Source organism: Streptomyces sp. SCSIO 75703, assembly GCF_036607905.1.
Lineage (GTDB): Bacteria > Actinomycetota > Actinomycetes > Streptomycetales > Streptomycetaceae > Streptomyces.
In genome coordinates this window covers 1-17,802 of the sequence record NZ_CP144555.1, presented here as the reverse complement: position 1 = coordinate 17,802, position 17,802 = coordinate 1, and the positions used below count along the sequence as shown (strand labels likewise).

The 17,802-nt window shown below is 70.1% G+C and carries 13 protein-coding genes and 2 pseudogenes; 6 read left to right on the top strand and 9 right to left on the bottom strand.

Features of this window, described 5'->3' with window-relative positions; all coding sequences use genetic code 11:
• Positions 1-355: 355 nt before the first annotated feature.
• On the top strand, positions 356-1,072 hold the full coding sequence (locus tag VM636_RS00075; protein ID WP_030421735.1) for a trypsin-like serine protease: 717 nt from the start codon (positions 356-358) through the stop codon (positions 1,070-1,072).
• 905 nt (positions 1,073-1,977) lie between these two features.
• Here VM636_RS00075 and VM636_RS00070 read toward each other — a convergent pair.
• The 4 genes and pseudogenes from VM636_RS00070 to VM636_RS00055 form a co-directional block, all read right to left on the bottom strand.
• Positions 1,978-2,697 (bottom strand): GNAT family N-acetyltransferase, encoded by a 720-nt coding sequence (locus VM636_RS00070; RefSeq protein WP_338482879.1) that lies wholly within the window; start codon positions 2,695-2,697, stop codon positions 1,978-1,980.
• A 4-nt stretch (positions 2,698-2,701) separates the two neighbouring features.
• Positions 2,702-2,903: pseudogene (locus VM636_RS00065) on the bottom strand (IS5/IS1182 family transposase); the annotation flags it as partial.
• A 422-nt stretch (positions 2,904-3,325) separates the two neighbouring features.
• Entirely contained in the window at positions 3,326-4,366 is a 1,041-nt protein-coding gene (locus VM636_RS00060) for a polyprenyl synthetase family protein (protein WP_234340355.1), read from the bottom strand.
• A 281-nt stretch (positions 4,367-4,647) separates the two neighbouring features.
• Positions 4,648-5,823 (bottom strand): tetratricopeptide repeat protein, encoded by a 1,176-nt coding sequence (locus VM636_RS00055; protein ID WP_078962506.1) that lies wholly within the window; start codon positions 5,821-5,823, stop codon positions 4,648-4,650.
• Between the two features lie 912 nt (positions 5,824-6,735).
• Between VM636_RS00055 and VM636_RS00050 the strand changes: the two genes are divergently transcribed.
• On the top strand, positions 6,736-8,034 hold the full coding sequence (locus VM636_RS00050; RefSeq protein ID WP_267887090.1) for an APC family permease: 1,299 nt from the start codon (positions 6,736-6,738) through the stop codon (positions 8,032-8,034).
• A 1,342-nt stretch (positions 8,035-9,376) separates the two neighbouring features.
• Here VM636_RS00050 and VM636_RS00045 read toward each other — a convergent pair.
• Positions 9,377-10,096 carry a DUF981 domain-containing protein gene (locus tag VM636_RS00045; protein ID WP_053912703.1) on the bottom strand — a complete coding sequence of 240 codons (720 nt, stop codon included), beginning with the start codon at positions 10,094-10,096 and terminating at the stop codon, positions 9,377-9,379.
• A gap of 432 nt (positions 10,097-10,528) precedes the next feature.
• Between VM636_RS00045 and VM636_RS00040 the strand changes: the two genes are divergently transcribed.
• Positions 10,529-11,485, top strand: coding sequence for an IS481 family transposase (locus VM636_RS00040; RefSeq protein ID WP_338482875.1), 957 nt, complete (start codon positions 10,529-10,531; stop codon positions 11,483-11,485).
• On the opposite strand, the gene VM636_RS00035 is transcribed toward VM636_RS00040, so the two are convergent.
• On the bottom strand, positions 11,482-12,573 hold the full coding sequence (locus VM636_RS00035) for an IS630 family transposase (RefSeq protein ID WP_053914774.1): 1,092 nt from the start codon (positions 12,571-12,573) through the stop codon (positions 11,482-11,484). The two genes, VM636_RS00040 and VM636_RS00035, sit on opposite strands and share 4 nt — an antisense overlap.
• A 90-nt stretch (positions 12,574-12,663) precedes the next feature.
• Here VM636_RS00035 and VM636_RS00030 point away from each other — a divergent pair.
• Positions 12,664-13,604, top strand: a pseudogene (locus VM636_RS00030) (IS5 family transposase).
• Positions 13,605-13,609: 5 nt separating this feature from the next.
• Here the strand turns inward: VM636_RS00030 and VM636_RS00025 are convergent.
• Positions 13,610-13,801 carry an e9imm peptide gene (locus VM636_RS00025; RefSeq protein ID WP_338482874.1) on the bottom strand — a complete coding sequence of 64 codons (192 nt, stop codon included), beginning with the start codon at positions 13,799-13,801 and terminating at the stop codon, positions 13,610-13,612.
• Between the two features lie 402 nt (positions 13,802-14,203).
• On the opposite strand from VM636_RS00025, the gene VM636_RS00020 reads away from it, so the two are divergent.
• The gene (locus tag VM636_RS00020) at positions 14,204-14,584 is read left to right on the top strand and encodes a peptidase inhibitor family I36 protein (protein ID WP_030423421.1); all 381 of its coding nucleotides are present in this window, start codon (positions 14,204-14,206) and stop codon (positions 14,582-14,584) included.
• A 1,072-nt stretch (positions 14,585-15,656) separates the two neighbouring features.
• On the opposite strand, the gene VM636_RS00015 is transcribed toward VM636_RS00020, so the two are convergent.
• Complete coding sequence (locus tag VM636_RS00015) at positions 15,657-16,217, bottom strand: TetR/AcrR family transcriptional regulator (protein ID WP_030423420.1); 561 nt, start codon at positions 16,215-16,217, stop codon at positions 15,657-15,659.
• A gap of 92 nt (positions 16,218-16,309) precedes the next feature.
• Here VM636_RS00015 and VM636_RS00010 point away from each other — a divergent pair, with 92 nt between their 5' ends.
• On the top strand, positions 16,310-16,771 hold the full coding sequence (locus VM636_RS00010; protein ID WP_030423419.1) for a nuclear transport factor 2 family protein: 462 nt from the start codon (positions 16,310-16,312) through the stop codon (positions 16,769-16,771).
• A 45-nt stretch (positions 16,772-16,816) separates the two neighbouring features.
• Here VM636_RS00010 and VM636_RS00005 read toward each other — a convergent pair whose 3' ends face one another.
• Positions 16,817-17,509 (bottom strand): pyridoxal 5'-phosphate synthase, encoded by a 693-nt coding sequence (locus tag VM636_RS00005; RefSeq protein WP_234312872.1) that lies wholly within the window; start codon positions 17,507-17,509, stop codon positions 16,817-16,819.
• Positions 17,510-17,802 lie beyond the last annotated feature (293 nt).

Genomic DNA, 17,802 nt, shown 5'->3' with positions numbered 1-17,802 from the left:
GCACAACGCGACCTCGTCGCCCACGATACGCGCGGGGGGCACGGCCCGCATCAGGCGGCCGAAGGGGCCGGCAAGGGTGGGGTGCGGGGTGGGGTGTTGTCGTGGGTGTTGGTTTTGGGGGTGGCTTGTTTTGGTGTGTGTGGTGGCTGGTGGGTGGGGGATAGCACGGTGGTGGGGGTTGGTTGGTAGGGGTTGGGGGACGGGTCTTTCTCGTATGGTCATGTTCATGACGGGGTCCGGGTGGGTGGTGTCCTGTCCTGGCTTTCGTTGTGGCCGTGGCCTTTGTGGGCCGGGGCGTTTCTCCGTGTTGTTGGTGTCCGCGTCTGAGTGACGTGTTTCCCGGATCGAGGAGCCCTTGCGTATGTCGAGAGTCGTGTCCGTTTTCGTGGCGGCAGTGGTGTCCGTGCTGGCCTTGTTCACTCCGGCTGCGGTCGCGGCGCCGGTGCCTCCAGGCGGGGCCGGTCCGGAGCCGATCATTGGTGGGGGTTACGCCTCCAGTGGTCCGTGGGCGGCCCGGTTGTATTCGAACGGTCAGGAGACGTGTTCGGCGACGATTATCGCGCCGGTATGGGTCCTGACCGCGAAGCACTGTGTGTCGGGTGGTGGGCTGTCTTTCCGTATCGGCAGTCTGGATCAGTACAGTGGCGGCACGGTTGCCAGCGGGGTGCAGGTCTATACGCACAGTGCGGACCTGGCCCTGGTGCGCCTGGACCGTTCGGTGCCGGGGACGTATGCGAGTCTGGGGCAGCCGGGCACGGTGCGGGTGGGGCAGAGTGTCCAGGTCTACGGCTGGGGTGCCACGTCGCGGTGTGGTTCCGAGATCAATTGCCAGTCGCGCTATTTGAAGGTAGCCGATGTGACGGTGACCAGCGGCTGTGCGGATGCCTACGGGGGTTCGGCGATCTGTGCCTACCGAGGTAACGGCATCACGGCCGGGGGTGATTCCGGCGGTCCGATGATGGCGGGCGGGGTGCAGGTCGGTGTCGCTTCCACCAGTGACCGGCAGACGACCACCGCCTACACCAACGTGACCGCGTACCGGTCCTGGATCCAGTCCGTCGCCGGGGTCTGAGCGCCTCTTCGTCCGGCGTGCCGGGGCCCTCGCCCGATGGTGGCGGGGGCCCCGGGGTGTGTTCGCGGACGGCTGTCCGCCTCGTGCGGTGCTGCCCGCGGGGGCGGGGGCGGGGGCGGGGGTGGGGGTGGAGGGTGCCGGTGGTGGTGTCGGGGGGTGTGCCCGGCCGGGGGATGGCGGTGTCCGGGCTCTTTTGCGGGTCCGGCGCCGGCGGCATGCTCACCCGTCACCCGTCACCCGTCACCCGTCACCCGTCACCCGTCACCCGTCACCCGTCACCCGGCGCCGCGCTGTCCAGGGGAGGCCGCTCCCGGCGAGCCCCTGAACCTGAACCCCTGCCTGCCGCTCGGCCCTGGCCTGTACTGGCTTTTCATCATGAGACAGGTTCCCTGTCCGTTGCGAGACGTGGTGGTGTTGCACGTCGGGGCGCAGGCCGTCGTGTTCGTGCTTCTGTTGCTGGTGTCCTTCCATCGTGTGGCCGGCAGTGTGAGCCTTACCGTTGAGGCGGGTTTGTTCACCCGGTGCCCAATCTGCAGGGGAAGAGTTCGGCGTTGTCGAGAGACCAGCGCGTCACAGCGTTGCAGGCGTGGGATGCGGTGCCCTGGCCACGGGCTGTTGTCGTGGTCCGGTAGGGCATGACGCCGATCCGCCGAGCCGAGGCATACCTGGCCGTGATCGAGGCCGATCGCGGCCTCGGTCGGCGAGGCGTATGGCAATGCTCTGATGGTGAGCGCGGTCGGTCTGTTCAAAACCGAGTTGAGCAAGCCGTAGCGGCCCAAGAAGATATTCTCCCAGGTCGAGTTGGCCACCCCGGGTGGATCGACACGGGACGGTTCACATCGTCCCAGTTCAGAGGGATTCCGTGTCTTGATGTTCAAGCCCTGGACGCGCTGCTGGCCGGTGGATCAGTCCAGGAAGAGGCTCATGTACAGGGCCGTCTCCCCATTGGACGTGGTACCGCTGTAAAGAGAAGTGTCGAGGCCGCAGAAGGTGAAACCCATCCGCTGGTAGACGCGGATGGCCGGAGCGTTGGTGTTCGTCACTTCCAGCCAGACATGCCCGGCGCCGCGTTCCCGGGCCCAGTCGATGGCGTGGCTCATCAGGGTGCGTCCGATTCCCCGGCCCTGGTACGGTCTCGCCACCTCGATATCGGCAATGGTCAGGCGACGGTTCCAGGGCTCGTACTCCGTGTCGACATAGCCGCACACGCGATCACGATCCAGCGCGACAAACCGGCGATTGCCCTGCGAGACCTCATCGCGCTCGGGCTCGTCGGCGGGGAAGACCTTGTGAACCGGCGGGTCCAGCTTGACAGGCCGCAAGGTGAACCCGCTTCCGGAGCTGACCACCTCGAAGACGGTGTCCGAGACGAACTCCCCCCTGATGACGGCGGACTTGTCCCTCTCGCTTTCTGCCACGCGATATGTGAATTCGTCCAAAGCCTCGAGTTTCCCTGATGTAGTGTCAGATAGCGTCCTGTCCGTCCACAGGCTACCGGCCCCGTGCATCACGCAGTCGGGCGACAGCGCCCCAGGGCTCCGGGACAGTTCCGCCTCAGCGGTCAGATCCACTGCGCCGAACCGGCAAGTGAGCGCCGCAGCGGCGCGAGATGCCTCGTGGGTCATGCGTGGTTCCGACGTCGCCGAACTCGGCCACGAGCTGGGCATACGGGTGGCCGTGGCGAAGGTGGGCGAGAGTGAGCAGGGCCTGTCGGCCGGAGCTCAGGCGCCGCAGAGCGGGTACCGGGCTCCCGGCGGTGTTGGCGGAGCTTGGCGGACAGGCAGCGCAGGGCAGAGCGGGACACGTCGATGCCGGGCGGGTGGACAAGCACACGAAACCCTCTGATGGAGACGGACTTCTTGGTCGAAAACCCATCTACCAGGGGCTTCACCTGTCTGTCAGCCCAACTGAACAACCTGGGCGGCAGGTTGGAAAAGCTCAGTGTCAGAGCCGTGGAGGGGGCGACCGGTGGTGTCGGAGTCGGACCGGGGCCCCTTTTCTTCCCTCTTCCGGATCTCCCTGTTTTTCCTCTGTGTTTCTGCATGCGCACCCCGTCCGCCTTCTCGTCGGGGCCTTGTCCTCAGTATCCCTTCTTCCGTGCCCTGTCGTCCGTATTCCCTTCTTCGGACTTTTTATTGGTGTGCTCTCGCCCGTACCTCCCCTTTTTTTGGTGGTGTCCTGTTGTTTGTGATGCGGGTGCGTGTTTCGTTGTCGGGCGGTCTCTTTGGTCGTGCTGTTTGTGGGTCTGTTTGTTCATGAGGTGCGGTCGAGGAGGTACGTGATGAGGGTTTCCCATTGTGTTGCCGGTATGGGGGCCAGTCGGATCCCGGTCAGACAGGTACGGGCTGCTTGGAGTTGTTTCCGTGTCTGTTTGCGGGCGGCGGCTCGCCCTCCTGCTTCTTCTGTCAGGGCTGCCGCGCGTGAGGCGTTCTCTCCTTGCAGGGGTTCCGTACTGTCCAGCAGTGCTGCCAGTTCCCGGGCGGCGGGGCTGTCGCCGGTGAGTGCGGCGAGTACCGGGTAGGTCTTCTTGCGGTGCCGTAGGTCTCCGTGCACCGGTTTGCCGGTGACCTTTGGGTCTCCCCACACTCCCAGCAGGTCGTCCACGACTTGGAACGCCACTCCCAGATGGCGTCCGGCACGGTCGAACGCCTCTACCGTCGCCGTGGGGGCTCCGCCCAGTTCGGCACCGAGTGCCGCGGCACATCCGAGGAGTGAACCGGTTTTCTGCTCGGCCATCACCCGGTAGGCGGCCGGTCCCACCGCGCCGGGTCCCTGCCATGGCAGGCATGCGAACCGCAGATCGTCTGCCTGGCCCCGTACGAGCGAGGTCAGTGCCACGGACAGCCGCCGTACCGCGGCGGATGCCCGCTCTCCCGGTGTTTCGGCGAGAGTGCGGACCGCCAGCGCGTGCAGCGCGTCCCCGGCCAGTACCGCCGGCCCCACACCGTAGGAACACCACACCGCTGCCCGCCGCCGGCGTACGGGGTCACCGTCCATGATGTCGTCGTGTACCAGGGAGAAGGCGTGGACCAGTTCCACTGCGACCGCTGCCGGGATGGCCACCCGGCCTCGCGCACCCACGGCCTCGGCCGACAGCACCGCCAGCGCCTGCCGCAGACCTTTGCCCTCCGACGCGGAGGGGTCGGCGGCCCCGCTCGTGTCGCGCCAGCCCAGGGCATACGCCGCCATCTCACCGGTCCACGGATCCAGTTGCCCCACCGCTTCCACCAGCCCCGGACGCGCCACCTCCCGGCACCGGGCCAGAACCCCCACCGCACCACCCGGCCCCGCCACCGTGCCCGCAGCTCCCGGGGTTGCCCCCGCAGCATCCGGGGCTGCGCCTGCCACCGTCCCCGAGGCCACCCCCGGCGCCGTGCCCGCGACCGTAGTATCCGGGGCCGCGTCCGCTGTATCCGGGGCCGGCCCCGTCACCGTTCCCGATGCCGTGCCCGGGGCGGCGCTCGCTACGGTTCCTGCGGCCGCAGCGTCTGCGGTCGGGCCTGCCATAGTTGCCGTGTCCGTGGCTTTCGGGTCTGGGGGTGTGGGCGGCACCGTGGATGCCTTCACTGTTTTGTTCACAGCAGCCCCGCCGCATCCGCCACCGTTGGTGCTGGTGCCTGCGGTCCTGAGAGCTTCTCTGCCCGCGCCCGCTCCCGTGGGCGTGGCCGTGTCTGCGGTAACGGGTCCACTCCCAGCTCGGCTGCCGCTTTTTGCACCATTTCCCCTGCGTGCCGTAGTCCGATTCTCTCCAGTACGCCGCCCAGTTCCACCAGGTCCGCCGCTGTCCGCGCCCGCTCACGCCCGAGCCGGGACAGCGATTTGACCAGACCGAGCCGGGACAACGCCGTACCGCGCGGCTCCGCCATGTCCTCGAACTCCTCCCACGCCCGCTCGTACCATCCACGGGCCTCCTCGTACCGGCCCGCCCGGTACAGGACATTGCCGCGCATCTTGTGATTGAAGGCGAGAGCCCCCCGCAGATTCATGGAACGACACGCCTCCTCCGCTCGTGACAACAGCGACAGCGCACGCTCCACCTCCCCGTCCCGCACCGACACCACGTCGGCCACCCCCCGCAACGCCCATGCCCAGCCCCGCAGGTCCTCCGCCCGCTCGGCGATCTGCGCCGCCTCCTCGAACAAGGTCAGCGCCCGGTCGTAGTCACCCGTGTTGCGGTGCATCTGGGCGATCCCCTCCAGCGCCCACACGGTGTGCCGGGCCTCTCCCCGGCGCCGCGCCTCCGCCAGCAACTGCTCGTGCAACTCCTCCACCGCCGCGTAATCCCCCTGGATCCGCCCCGTCTCCGCGAGCCCGGCCAGCGCATACCCCCGCACCACGACGTCCCCGCCGCGCTCACCCCACTGGGCCGCCAGCCGCAGCAGCCGGTACGCCAGCCGGAACGCCCCCCGCTGCCGCGCCAGCGTCCCGCCGCTCCACAACGCCCACGCCATCGCACCGGCGTGCCGCGCCGCGCGGGCGGCACGGTAACTGGCCTTCCACGCCCGGTCGGCCTGTTCCGTCCGGCCCAGGCGCCGGTACGCCTCGGCGACCGCGAGGCCGCACCGCGCGGTCTCCCGCAGGTCTCCGGCCTCCTCCGCCGCCCGCAGCTCTTTGAGCCCCCGGGCCAGGACCTCCGGCAGCGGCGCGTTGACCGACAGCGACCCCAGCGCCCCCTGGTACTCCGCGGCCGACGCCTTCCCCCTGCCCCCCGGCCCCGCTTCCACCCGGCCGGCCTGTCCGGCCTCCGCCATGTCCGCCGCCTGGTTCTCCTGCCTTGCTCCTGCCTGGCCCTCCTGCCCTGTTTCCGCTCGACTGGCCTGTCCCGTTTCCAGTCGGTTGGCCTGTCCGGCTTCCGACTTGTCTGCCGTCTGGTCCGCCCGGCCCGGCATACGTCCACCTCCGTACCGCTCACCGTTGATCACGACAATCCCCAAGACGGCGCCCGGGGGCGGGGGTTGCGTAAACGGCGCGATGTCCTCCGGCAAGCGGGCGGCCCGTCATCCTCAGGTGCCGCTCACCCCCGCCCGGGTCCACCCACAGGGGGACACCGCACCGGCCACTGGCCGGACAACAGCCCTCGCGTCCGGCTGTCCTCGCGTCCGGCCGTCCTCGGTCCCGGCTGTCCTCGGGCCCGGACTCCTTACGGGGCAGGGGAGTGGGGCCTGGTGTGGGGCGGCTGGGAAGGGTAGGTCCGGCTGACCTGTGCTCCTACGGACCCGCCTTCACCCGACCGGCCCCGCCTCTTCGGGGAACGCGAGGGCTACCTGCTGCCTGTGTCTGCTGCCCGCGGGCCCGCCGTCCGCCTGCCCGTAGCTGCGGCCTGTCGTCTGCTGTCTGCCCGCGGCTGTGGCCTGCCGCTGGTGCGTGTGCGGGGCTGTGTGTCTGTCGTCTGCGGCCCGACTGGCCGTGCCTCGTTGGGGAGTGAGAGGGGCGTCCGGCCCCGCAGCCGCCGGCCCCGTAGCAGCCGGGCCGGTGTGACGGTGTGGTGCTGTGGTGGTGTGGCGGGACCGGTCTTCCCCGGGTATCCCCCGCTGGGGGCGGGATGCTCTCTCCCTCACCCTCCAGGGGGCGTGTCCCTCCTGATGTTCACCCGGAGCGCCTATCCTCCCTGCGCGCAGCCTGCGGAATGTGTCCGCGTGCACGGCCCGTGAGGAGAACCGACCGTGAGTACCACACCCCCTTCCGGGACGCCGCATCCCGGGACACCGCCCTTGGGGACACCGGACGTGCTCCGGCGGCGCCTGGGCGTGCCGGACGCGGTTCTGATCGGGCTCGGGTCGATGCTCGGCGCCGGTATTTTCGCTTCCCTCGCCCCGGCCGCCCGTGCCGCCGGTTCCGGCCTTCTTCCCGCCCTTGCCCTCGCCGCTGTCATCGCCTACTGCAACGCCACCTCCTCCGCCCGTCTCGCCGCCCGCCACCCGGCCTCCGGCGGCACCTACGTCTACGGCCGCGAACGCCTGGGCGATTTCTGGGGGTACCTGGCCGGCTGGGCGTTCATCGTCGGCAAGACCGCTTCCTGCGCGGCCATGGCCCTGACCGTCGGCGCCTACCTTCTGCCCGGCCATGCCCACGTGCTCGCCGTCGCCGCCGTCGTGGCCCTCACCGCCCTCAACTACACCGGCGTTCAGAAGTCCGCGCTGCTCACTCGCATCATCGTGGCGTGCGTCCTCGCGGTCCTCGCCGCCGTCGCGGCCGTCTGTCTCACCTCCGCCACCGCCGACCCGGCCCGCCTCGCCCTGACCGCCGACACCACCGCCAAGGGCGTCCTGCAGGCGGCGGCCCTGCTCTTCTTCGCCTTCGCCGGCTACGCCCGGATCGCCACTCTCGGCGAAGAGGTCCGCGACCCGGCCGTGACCATCCCGCGCGCCATCCCCCTCGCCCTCGGCATCACCCTCGCCGTCTACGCCCTGGTCGCCGTCTGCGCCCTGCTGGTCCTCGGCCCGCACGGCCTCGCCGCCGCCCCGGCGCCGCTGACGGAGGTGGCGAGAGCGGCCGGCGCCGGCCCGCTCGTCCCCGTCGTCCGTGCCGGTGCAGCTCTCGCCGCGCTCGGTGCCCTGCTCACGCTGGTCCTGGGCGTCTCCCGCACCGTCCTGGCCATGGCCCGCGACCGTCACCTGCCGCACGCGCTGGCCGCCGTCCACCCGAGGTACAAGGTGCCGCACCGGGCCGAACTCCTCGTCGGCGCCGTCGTCGCCGTCGTGGCCGCGACCACCGACGTGCACGCGGCCATCGGTTTCTCCTCCTTCGGCGTGCTCGTCTACTACGCCATCGCCAACGCCGCCGCCTGGACCCTGACTCCCGCCGAAGGCCGCCCGCCCCGCGTCGTTCCCGCCCTGGGTCTGACAGGCTGCCTCGCCCTGGCCTTCGCCCTGCCCGTCCCCGCCCTCCTGGGCGGTACCGCCGTCCTGCTCGCCGGCGCCGCCGTCCACACCCTCCGCCGCACGGCCACCCACCACGACTAGCCAGGGCCTGTCCGGTGGGTCGGGAACAGAGGCGTCCACCCCGGCTGCCATGGGGCGCTTCCATGCCCGGGTGGTGAATCGGACGCAGACGCACGACTGTTACGGGGATGCCGATGGCGTCCCCGCGCTTCTGGAACGGGTGGAAGGGGCTGAGGGCAGTGCCGGAGCGGGGGAGGGAGGGGGACAGCGGCCGGTTCTCGGACACGACCTCGTCTTGCCCGCCGGCTTTGCCACCCTGCCGCGCCTGGACCGGACTCGTCTGCTCGCAGTGCCGGAGGCCCGTGGGGTGCTTGTGGTGCTGGTGTGGTTGTTGCCTGTTCCGCCGGTGTGCCTGCTGGAGGGTCTGGTGTGGTTGTGGGGCATCCGGTCTGCTTTCACGTATGTCACCGGCGGCTGGGAGCTGGGCGGGACTGACGCTGTGAGGGTGGGGGAGGTCCCGGGGTGGCGGGTGCTGGTGGTCGGTGAGGGTGTTGATGCTGTGTCTGGCTCGGTTTGCCGTGGGCTGTGGTGTCGTGATGGGTGGGCCGGTTCCGGCTTCATGTGGGGGACCTGTCGACGTTGTTGTCGTGCGCGGTGCGTTCGCCCGCGTTTTCGTCGGTCACGTGGTTCTGCCGTACTGCCCGCTCTCTTGCTGTCCAGGCCCGGGGGTGTCGTCGGTGTGTTTCAGCGATGCTCGTGCCTGCCGTGTTGTGGTTCTGGGCAAGGTAGGCGCGCACTCGTCCACTCACTCATTGATGTGCCGGGTTTGGGGTGTGGTGGGTGCTGAGGCTGGGTGGGGGTCTGGTGGGCTGTGGCGGCGGTTCGCGTGGCCGGGTGTTCGGGGTGGTCGGTTGTATGTGGCGGGTGGCTGGGCTCGGCGCGTTCTTCCGGCGGTGTCTGTGTCTGGTTGTGCCGGTGGCCCTGGAGGGTCCGGCCTGTGTGGGCCTGCGCACTGTGACCGTGCCTGTCGATACGGGCGAGGTCTCCTCGTCGTCGGCCGTACCTGTCCGTCGGCCGGTAGGGCCGGGGCCAGGCGCTGCCTGGGGGCGGGTCATTCCCGCGGCAGGACCCCGACTACCCTCGGCTGACCGACTACCCTCGGCTGACCGACTACCCTCCGCTGACCGGCTGACCGGCTGACCGGCTGACCGGCTGACCGGCTGACCGGCTGACCGGCTGACCGGCTGACCGGCTGACCGGCTGACCGGCTGACCCGCTTACCCGACCGGCTGGCTCGACCGGGTGGCCGGGTGGCCCGCTGACCCGACTGGCTGGCTCGACCGGGTGGCCGGGTGGCCCGCTGACCCGACTGGCTGGGCTGGCCTGTGGAGTTGTGGTCTGTTTTGTGTTTTCCTCCGGGGTTTCACATGGTGTTGATGATGAGTCCGATGTGGGTGAAGTAGTTGAGTGCGCCGAAGGCGAGGAATGCCAGTCCGCTGAGGGTCCAGCAGGTGCCTACGATCCAGGCGGTGGTGTTGCTACGGCGTCGGAGCAGGGCGGGGTAGAAGAGTGCGCCGAGGCCGACCAGTACGTAGAGGCCCGAGATGAAGCTGGCTTCGAGCTGGGGGTGGTCGGCGAATTCCCCGGAGATGGGTTCCTCGGGCGGGGCGGCGAAGAGGGTGTACTTCCAGCCGGCTGCGGCGATGGCGAGGCAGGCCAGGCCCATGGCGAAGACGAACAGGGAGACGGGGCCGCTGAGCATGGCGGTGGTCCGGGGCCGGTCGGGTGTTTCCTCCCATTGCCGGCCCCGTTTCCAGAGGTAGAACGCCGCGGCCAGCAGCAGGGTGCCGAAGGCGAGGGAGGGCTCGCCGAAGATGATGTTGTCGAAGGGGAAGCCCTGGCCGGCCAGGGGCCAGGTGAGGGTCATGTGCAGGCCGGTGGCGAAGAGGATGATCCCGAGCACGCCGAAGGCGAGTGCCCAGCTCTCGGAGACGATGCCGTGGCCGTTCAGCAGCCGGTATCCGAGGGCCACGACCAGCAGCAGCCCGGCTCCGGCGGCGACGGACATGATGGTGTTGTAGGTCGGCATCCGGGTCCAGTCGATCTTCAGACCGTCTTGGGCCGCCAGCATCAGCTCGTTCATGAGCCGAGAAAACCCCGCGCCTCGCCCCGACGGCGTCACGGCGCCGCCCGCCCGGCGAAGAACACTCCGAAGACCCGGCCGGTGTACTCCGCATGGCGGTGCGCGCGAAGCCACCGGCCACCCCCGACCCCGCACCCGCACCCGGCCCAGACCCCGTATCCGGTCCCGCGCCCAGACCCGCACTCGCAGCGCCCGCGCGCCTGGACCCGCTGCCTGGACCGGGGGCCCGTCCACACCCGGCTCCGCGTCTGGGCTCGGGCCGGGGATTCGTCCGCACCGGTCTCGTACCCGGTGCGGGTCCGGCTCCGGGGCGACGACTGGCCCCGCTAGGTGTATTGATCACGAGCGTTGTTGACACTGCTGGATCTTGAACATGGCGAAGACCTCCGGTGTGGTGGGAGCTGTCTAGGAACTCACCGCACGGAGGTCTTCGTGCCCCACCGTAATGCCCGGCTGACCGTCTTCGGTAGAAGACTGCTGGTCGAACGTGTCTGCTCAGGCCGTCCGGTCGCTCACGTGGCCGCCGAGATGGGTATCTCCCGGGCCACGGCTCACAAATGGATCCGCAGGTGGCGGGCTGAAGGCGAGGCGGGCCTGCACGACCGGTCGAGCCGGCCTCACACGACGCCGCACCGGACCGCGGCCTCGGTCGAAACCCGCGTCTGCGACCTGCGACAGAGCCGCAAGCTCGGGCCGGCCAGGATCGGCCCGATCCTGGGCCTGCCCGCCTCGACCGTCCACCGGATCCTGACCCGCCACCGGCTCAACCGCCTGGCCTGGCTCGACCGCCCCACCGGCACGCTGATCCGCCGCTACGAACGCGAGCGTCCCGGGGAACTCATCCACGTCGACGTGAAGAAACTCGGCCGGATCCCCGACGGCGGCGGTCACAAAGCGCTGGGCCGCCAGGCCGGCCGGGCCACCCGCAACAACATGGGCTTCGACTACGTCCACTCCGCCGTCGACGACCACACCCGCCTCGCCTACAGCGAGATCCACGGCGACGAGAAGACCGCGACCTGCGCGGGCTTCCTCACCCGCGCGGCCACGTTCTTCCACAGCCAGGGCATCACCCGGATCGAGCGGGTGCTGACCGACAACGCCTGGGCCTACCGCAAGGGCCTGGCCTGGAAGGCAGTCCTGGCCGAGCTCGGCGCGACCGGCAAGCTGACCCGGGCCTACCGGCCGCAGACCAACGGCAAGGTCGAACGCTTCAACCGCACCCTGCTCGACGAATGGGCCTACCTGCGGCCCTACACCTCAAACACCGAACGGACCGAAGCCCTGGCAGACTTCCTCCACACCTACAACCACCACCGCTGCCACACCGCACTGGACGGACACCCGCCCATCAGCCGTGTCAACAACGCTGCGGGTCAATACACCTAGTGACCTGAGTCAGAGATTCGGTGGCAGTAGGCGGCGACTTTGTCGAGGATTTCGTCGGCCGTTTTGGTCCAGATGAAGGGCCTGGGTTGGTCGTTCCAGTCGGCCAGCCAGGCCCGGATGTCGCGTTCGAGAGCCTGGACGGAGCGGTGTACTCCGCGCTTGAGCTTCTTCTGTGTGAGTTCGGCGAACCACCGCTCGACCAGGTTCAGCCACGACGCGCTGGTAGGTGTGAAGTGCAGGTGGAAGCGCGGGTGGGCCAGCAGCCACTTCTTGATCTCGGGCGTCTTGTGCGTCGCGTAGTTGTCGAGGATCAGGTGGACCTGAAGGCCGGCGGGGACTTCCTTGTCGAGTTTGGTGAGGAACTTCTTGAACTCGACGGACCGGTGGCGGCGGTGGAGCGAGCCGATGACTTTTCCGGTCGCCACTTCCAAGGCGGCGAACAGGGTGGTCGTGCCCGCTCGGACGTAGTCGTGGCTGCGGCGTTCAGGGACGCCGGGCATCATCGGCAGGACGGGCTGGGAGCGGTCCAGGGCCTGGATCTGGGACTTCTCGTCCACGCAGAGGACCAGGGCCTTCTCCGGCGGGTCGAGGTAGAGGCCGACGACGTCGCGGACCTTGTCGACGAACAGCGGGTCGGTGGACAGCTTGAAGGTCTGTGAGCGGTGCGGGGCCAGGGCGAACGCCCGCCAGATCCGCGAGATCGTCGACTGCGACATCCCGGTGGCGGCCGCCATCGATCTGGTCGACCAATGGGTGGCGTTCTTCGGCTTCTCCTCAAGCGTCTTGACGATGACCCGCTCGGCGTCCGCGTCAGTGATCTTGCGCGGGACGCCCGGACGCGGGTCGTCACACAGGCCGTCCAGGCCTCGTTCGAGGAAGCGGCGCCGCCAGGTGCGGACCGTGTCCGGACTGACCCTCAGCCGGCGGGACACCTCCATGATCGAGTACCCCTCGGCGCACTCCAGCACGATCCGCGACCGCAAGGCCAGAGCCTGGGCCGTCGTGCGACGACGGACCCAGCCCTCCAGCGCGGCTCGTTGGGCATCAGTCACCGACAGCGGCGGAATCTTCGGACCCGGACGACTCATACCGAACCAACGACGAATCTCCGACTCAGGTCACTAGGAGCTGTCCGGCCGATCATGTGACGGTCGCCTGATCGGATCGTTGCCCTGTGTGTGGGGCAGGGTGAGCGAGGCGGTCTTTCGGATGCCGAGTGGGAGCGGCTGCGGCCGTTCCTGCCGGTGAGCAACGGGCGGTGTGGGCGGTGGCGTGATCACCGGCAGGTGATCAACGGGATTCTGTACCGGGTACGGACCGGGGTGCACTGGCGTGATTTGCCGGAGTGGTTCGGTCCGTGGAAGACGGTCTACGAGCGCCATCGGCTCTGGTCCGCTGACGGAACCTGGGAACGGCTGCTGCAGCAGGTTCAAGCCGCGGTCGACGCGGCAGGGGAGATCGACTGGGACATCTCGGTGGACTCCACCATCGTCCGAGCGCATCAGCATGCGGCTGGTGCCCGCACCGACCCGCCGCCGGCCCTCGCCGCCTCAAAGGGGGGCGAGGGGCTGGAACATCAGGACGAAATTCCGTGGCAGAGCCTGTCGGCCGGCTGGCGGAGGTGGCGCGGGAGGCGAAGGCCTGGGTCGTTCGCGCGGCGGTTTCACCGGCAAGGCCCATCTGAGCGCGGACAGCCGCTGCCGTCCGTTTTCCCTGATCGTCACGCCGGGGCAGCGGGCCGACTGCACACAGTTCATCCCGGTGCTGGGGAAGATCCGGGTCCCGCGGCTCGGACCGGGCAGGCCCCGCAAGAAACCCGACAGCGTCGCGGCCGACAAGGCCTACAGCAACAGTCCCTGTCGTGAGTACCTGCGGCGGTGCGGCGTCCGGCACGCCATCCCGGAGAAGACCGACAGCCGGGCCGCCCGCCTCGCAAAGGATCACGAGGCGGACTGCCCCAGGCTTCGACGAAGAGCGGTACAAGAAGCGCAACACCGTCGAGCGGGCCATCAACAGGCTGAAGATTTCCCGTGCCGTCGCGACCCGGTATGACAAGCGCGGCTATGTCTTCCTCGGCACGGTCACCGTGGCAGCGGTGATCATCTGGCTACGGGTTTGATGCCGTCACAGCATGAAAGGCCGGTGCTCCAGAGCCTGTTCGACCACTTCAGCGGCTGTGGGCTCCGGCCCACTCGGCCAGAAGATCAAGTCGCCGATACGGCCACTTGGACAGCCGAGGAGCCTGCCCAACGCCTCCAGCGCGTCGGCGGCCTCGGCATCGTCGGCGTAGTCCGCGTCCATGATCTTCTGCACCATTGCCACGGCAGCCTCACGAGCCATCACCACTGCAGCAACCCCTTCCAGGCGACTGGGAGATTAGCAAGTCTCATGATCGGCCGGACAGTTCCTAGGCACCGCCGGGCCTCGCCAGGCACCGGGAGGCACCGCCAGGCCTCGCCAGGCACCGGGAGGCACCGTGAGGCCTCGCCAGGTACTGGGAGGTACTGGGGGGCGCCGTCGGGCGCTGGGGTGTCACCTGTTCGTGTTGACTGCCTCTGCTTTCCGGGAATGTGAAGGGGCCCCGGAAATCAAGGGGGGAAACCTTTGTGCGTCGAATGGGTCGTTCCGAGGGCGTATTGCCGGTCGGCCGGCGGTATTCCTACGCTGCTCCCGGTTGGCTTCATGTGGTCGACCACGGAAAACGAAACGGAGAAAAGCATGGTCCGATTCAGGGGTTTCTCCACGCGTCTGCGGGCCGCCGCGGCCGTTCTGGCGTTCACTGCCGCCACCGCCACCATGACTGCGCATCCGGTGGCGGCTGACTCCGGGCAGTGTCCGTCCGGGTCCTTCTGTGTCTGGGAGCAGTCCAGTTACCGGGGTGACTTCCGGCACTACACCTCGTCGAATCCCAACGTCGGTGACTACATGAACGACCGCATGACCTCGTACTGGAACCGTACCGGCAAAACGGTCAGCGTGTACGAGCACTCCAACTACGTCGGCTGCATGTTCACCATCGCGGCGGGCAAGTCCGAAGCGGCCGTGGCCTCGCACTTCAACGACAAGATGACCTCCCTGCGTATCGGCAGCGGCTGCTGACCGAACCGCGAAGAAACCCGCCCGCAAAACCGGAACCGGAACCGGAACCGGTTCCGAAGCCGAAGCCGGGACCGGGACCGGGACCGGCCGGGGCCTGAAGACCGCCGCGGGCCCCGGCCGCCCCCGTCTCCTGGTCCAAGGCGCCGCCGAACACCGCTGCTGCGCGCCACCGAGCCCCACCGAACGCCACCGGGCGCCGCCGCCGGCCGCTGTCGAGCGTCGCCGGGTGCCGCCGCGCCCCTCCGGGCGTCGCCGCGCCCCTCCGGGCACCGCCGAACGCCGCCGGGCGCTGTCGAGCGTCGCCGAGCCCCGCCGAACATCGCTGCTGCGTGCCGCTGCACACCGTCGCCGGCCGCTGTCGAACGCCACCGAGCCCTACCGAGCCCCGCCGGGCGTCGCCGCGCCCGCCGCGCCCCGCTGCTGCGCGCCGCTGTACACCGCCACCGGCCGCTGTCGAGCGTCGCCGGCTGCCGCCGGGCCCCACGGAACGCCGCCGAGCCCACCGAGCGTCGCCGGGCGCTGTCGAGCGTCGCCGGGCCCCACCGAGCCCCACCGAGCCCCACCGAGCCCCGCCGGGTGCCGCCGCGCCCCGCCGGGCGCCGCCGGGCCCCACCGAACGCCGCCGGGCGCTGTCGAGCGTCGCCGAGCCCACCGAGCCCCACCGGGCGTCGCCGCGCCCCACCGGGCCCCGCCGAGCCCCGCTGCGGCGCGCCGCTGTACACCGCCACCGGCCGCTGTCGAGCGTCGCCGGCTGCCGCCGGGCCCCACGGAACGCCGCCGAGCCCACCGAGCCCGCCGGGCGTCGCCGCGCCCCGCCGGGCGTCGCCGCGCCCCGCCGGGCGCCGCGGGGCGTTGCCGGGCCCCGCCGAACATGGCTGCGGCGCGCCGCTGTACACCGTCGCCGGGCGCCGCCGAGCCCACCGAGCGTCGCCGGGTGCCGCCGGGTGCCGCCGGGTGCTGCCGAGCGTCGCCGGGTGCTGCCGGGCGTCGCCGGGTGTCGCCGGGTGCTGTTGGGTGCTGTTGTGTGGGGAGTTGCGCACCGTCGTCGTGTGCGGTTGTGGGGGGAGGGGGGTCAGTTGATGAGTGTCTCGGCGGCTGCTCGGCCGGTCCGGGCGGCTTCGGTGTCTCCTGTCAGGGATGCTGTGACGATGGCCCCCTCGGCCAGGAGGCACACCGGGCCGGCTGGGGCGTCGGTGACGGCGCCGACCCAGCGGGTGATCAGGTGGTGGAAGGCCCTTTTGTGTGAGCGTACTTCGGCGAGGACCGCGGGGGAGGCGGTACCCAGTTCGCCGTAGGCGTTGATCCAGGCGCAGCCGCGGAAACCGGGCTGCGCGAACCACCGTTCCAGCCAGTCGAAGAGGGCCAGGACCCGTTCGCGGGGGTCCTCGTGCCGTTCCACGAACTCCACGAGGCTCGCCAGCCACCGGTGGTCGCGGTGCCGCAGCACCGCGACCACCAGGTCCTCCTTCGACGCGAAGAGCGCGTAGATCCGCTTCAGCGGCACGCCCGAGGCCGCGCGGACGGCGTCCATGCCGACCGCCTGGATGCCCCGCTCGTAGAAGAGCGCCTCGGCGGCCTGAAGGAGTGCTTCACGGTCACGGGAGATCCGCTCTTCGCTGATCGGGGCCGGCACGCGGGGGTCTCCTTGACGTTGAGAACGATCGTTGCCTACGGTAGTCGACACCATTCGAGAACGACCGTTCTCCTGGAGGGGGAAGGGTGCCCGTGAGCGAGCCGCGACCGCCGTTTCCACCGTTCACCGAAGAGAGCGCACGCCGCAAGGTGCAAGCGGCCGAGGACGCGTGGAACACCCGGGACCCCCACCGTGTGGCCTGCGCCTACACACCCGATTCGGTCTGGCGTAACCGGGACCTGTTCGTGACGGGCCGTGAGGAGATCGTCCGCTTCCTGACCGCCAAGTGGGAACGGGAACTCGACTACGCCCTGCGCAAGAGCCTGTGGTCCTTCGACGGAAACCGTATCGCGGTCCGTTTCCAGTACGAGTGGCACGACGCGGCCGGCCAGTGGTGGCGCAGCTACGGCAACGAACTCTGGCAGTTCGACGCGCACGGGCTGATGGAACGCCGCGAGGCCAGCATCAACGACGTCCCGATCGCCGAGAGCGACCGCAGGATCCTCGGTCCCCGCCCCGAAGCCGACCACGGCAGCGACATCCCCCTGCGCTGACCGCCGGGGCAGCCCCCACGCGCCGGGGGAGTGGGTGCCGCGCGCTCACGGCCACAGCCGGTGGTGCTGCCACTTTCCGCTCGTGGTGTCGGGGCGTTCGTAGCGCAGCCGGTCGTGCAGGCGTCCCCGGTCCGCCTGCCAGAACTCGGCCTGGAGCGGGGCGAGGGTGTAGAGCGTCCAGGCGGGGCTGATCAGGGCGGGGTCCGCATCGAGGCGGGCCACCGCCTCCCGCAGGGCCCGCTCGCGGTCGCGTACATCCGTCAGAGGGTCGCTCTGGCGGCCCAGCAGCGCCTCGGCCCGCGCCGTCGGTGACCGGGCCAGCAGGTCGGCGGCGCTCGGCTCGGCCCCGGCGGCCTCCACGGTGCCGCGCAGGCGTACCTGGCGTCCCTGGAGGGGCCAGTAGAAGGTGAGGGCGGCGCGGGGGCGTGCGGCGAGCTGGCGGCCCTTGGGGCTGTGGGCGTGGGCGGCGAACTGCCAGCCGTCGCCGTCGACGTTCTTGAGCAGGAGGACCCGTGCGTCGGGACAGCCGTCCTCGCCCACGGTCGACAAGGTCATCGCGTGCGCGTCGGGCACTCCCGCCGCGACCGCCTCCCGCAGCCAGTGCAGGAACAGGTCGACGGGGTCGTCCGGAACACGGGCGGGGTCGAAGTCGGCCAGCGGCCCCGCGAACACCTCCAGCCCCCGCAGCCACCGCCGCACGTCCTCGGTCCGGTCCGTGCCGCTCCCGCTGTCCAACACGCCTGTCCTCCCGCCCCTCTTTTTTGTTGCTCCCCGGCCGGCCGTGGCGCCCTCGACCCTACCGGCACCGTCCGGACGGCACCGGCGATCCCCGCATCAACGGGAGTACGTCCCCGGCGTGTTCCCGAACGCGCGGCGGAAGCCGCCCAGGTACCGGCGGACGACCACCCGCACCGGCTCGCCCCCGGGGCGCCGGGTCCTCCCGGCCGGCAGCACCAGCACCCGGTACGGGCACGGTCACCGTCCCGGCCCGGCTCCTGCGTACCGCCCCGCGTACCGCCCCGCGTACCGCC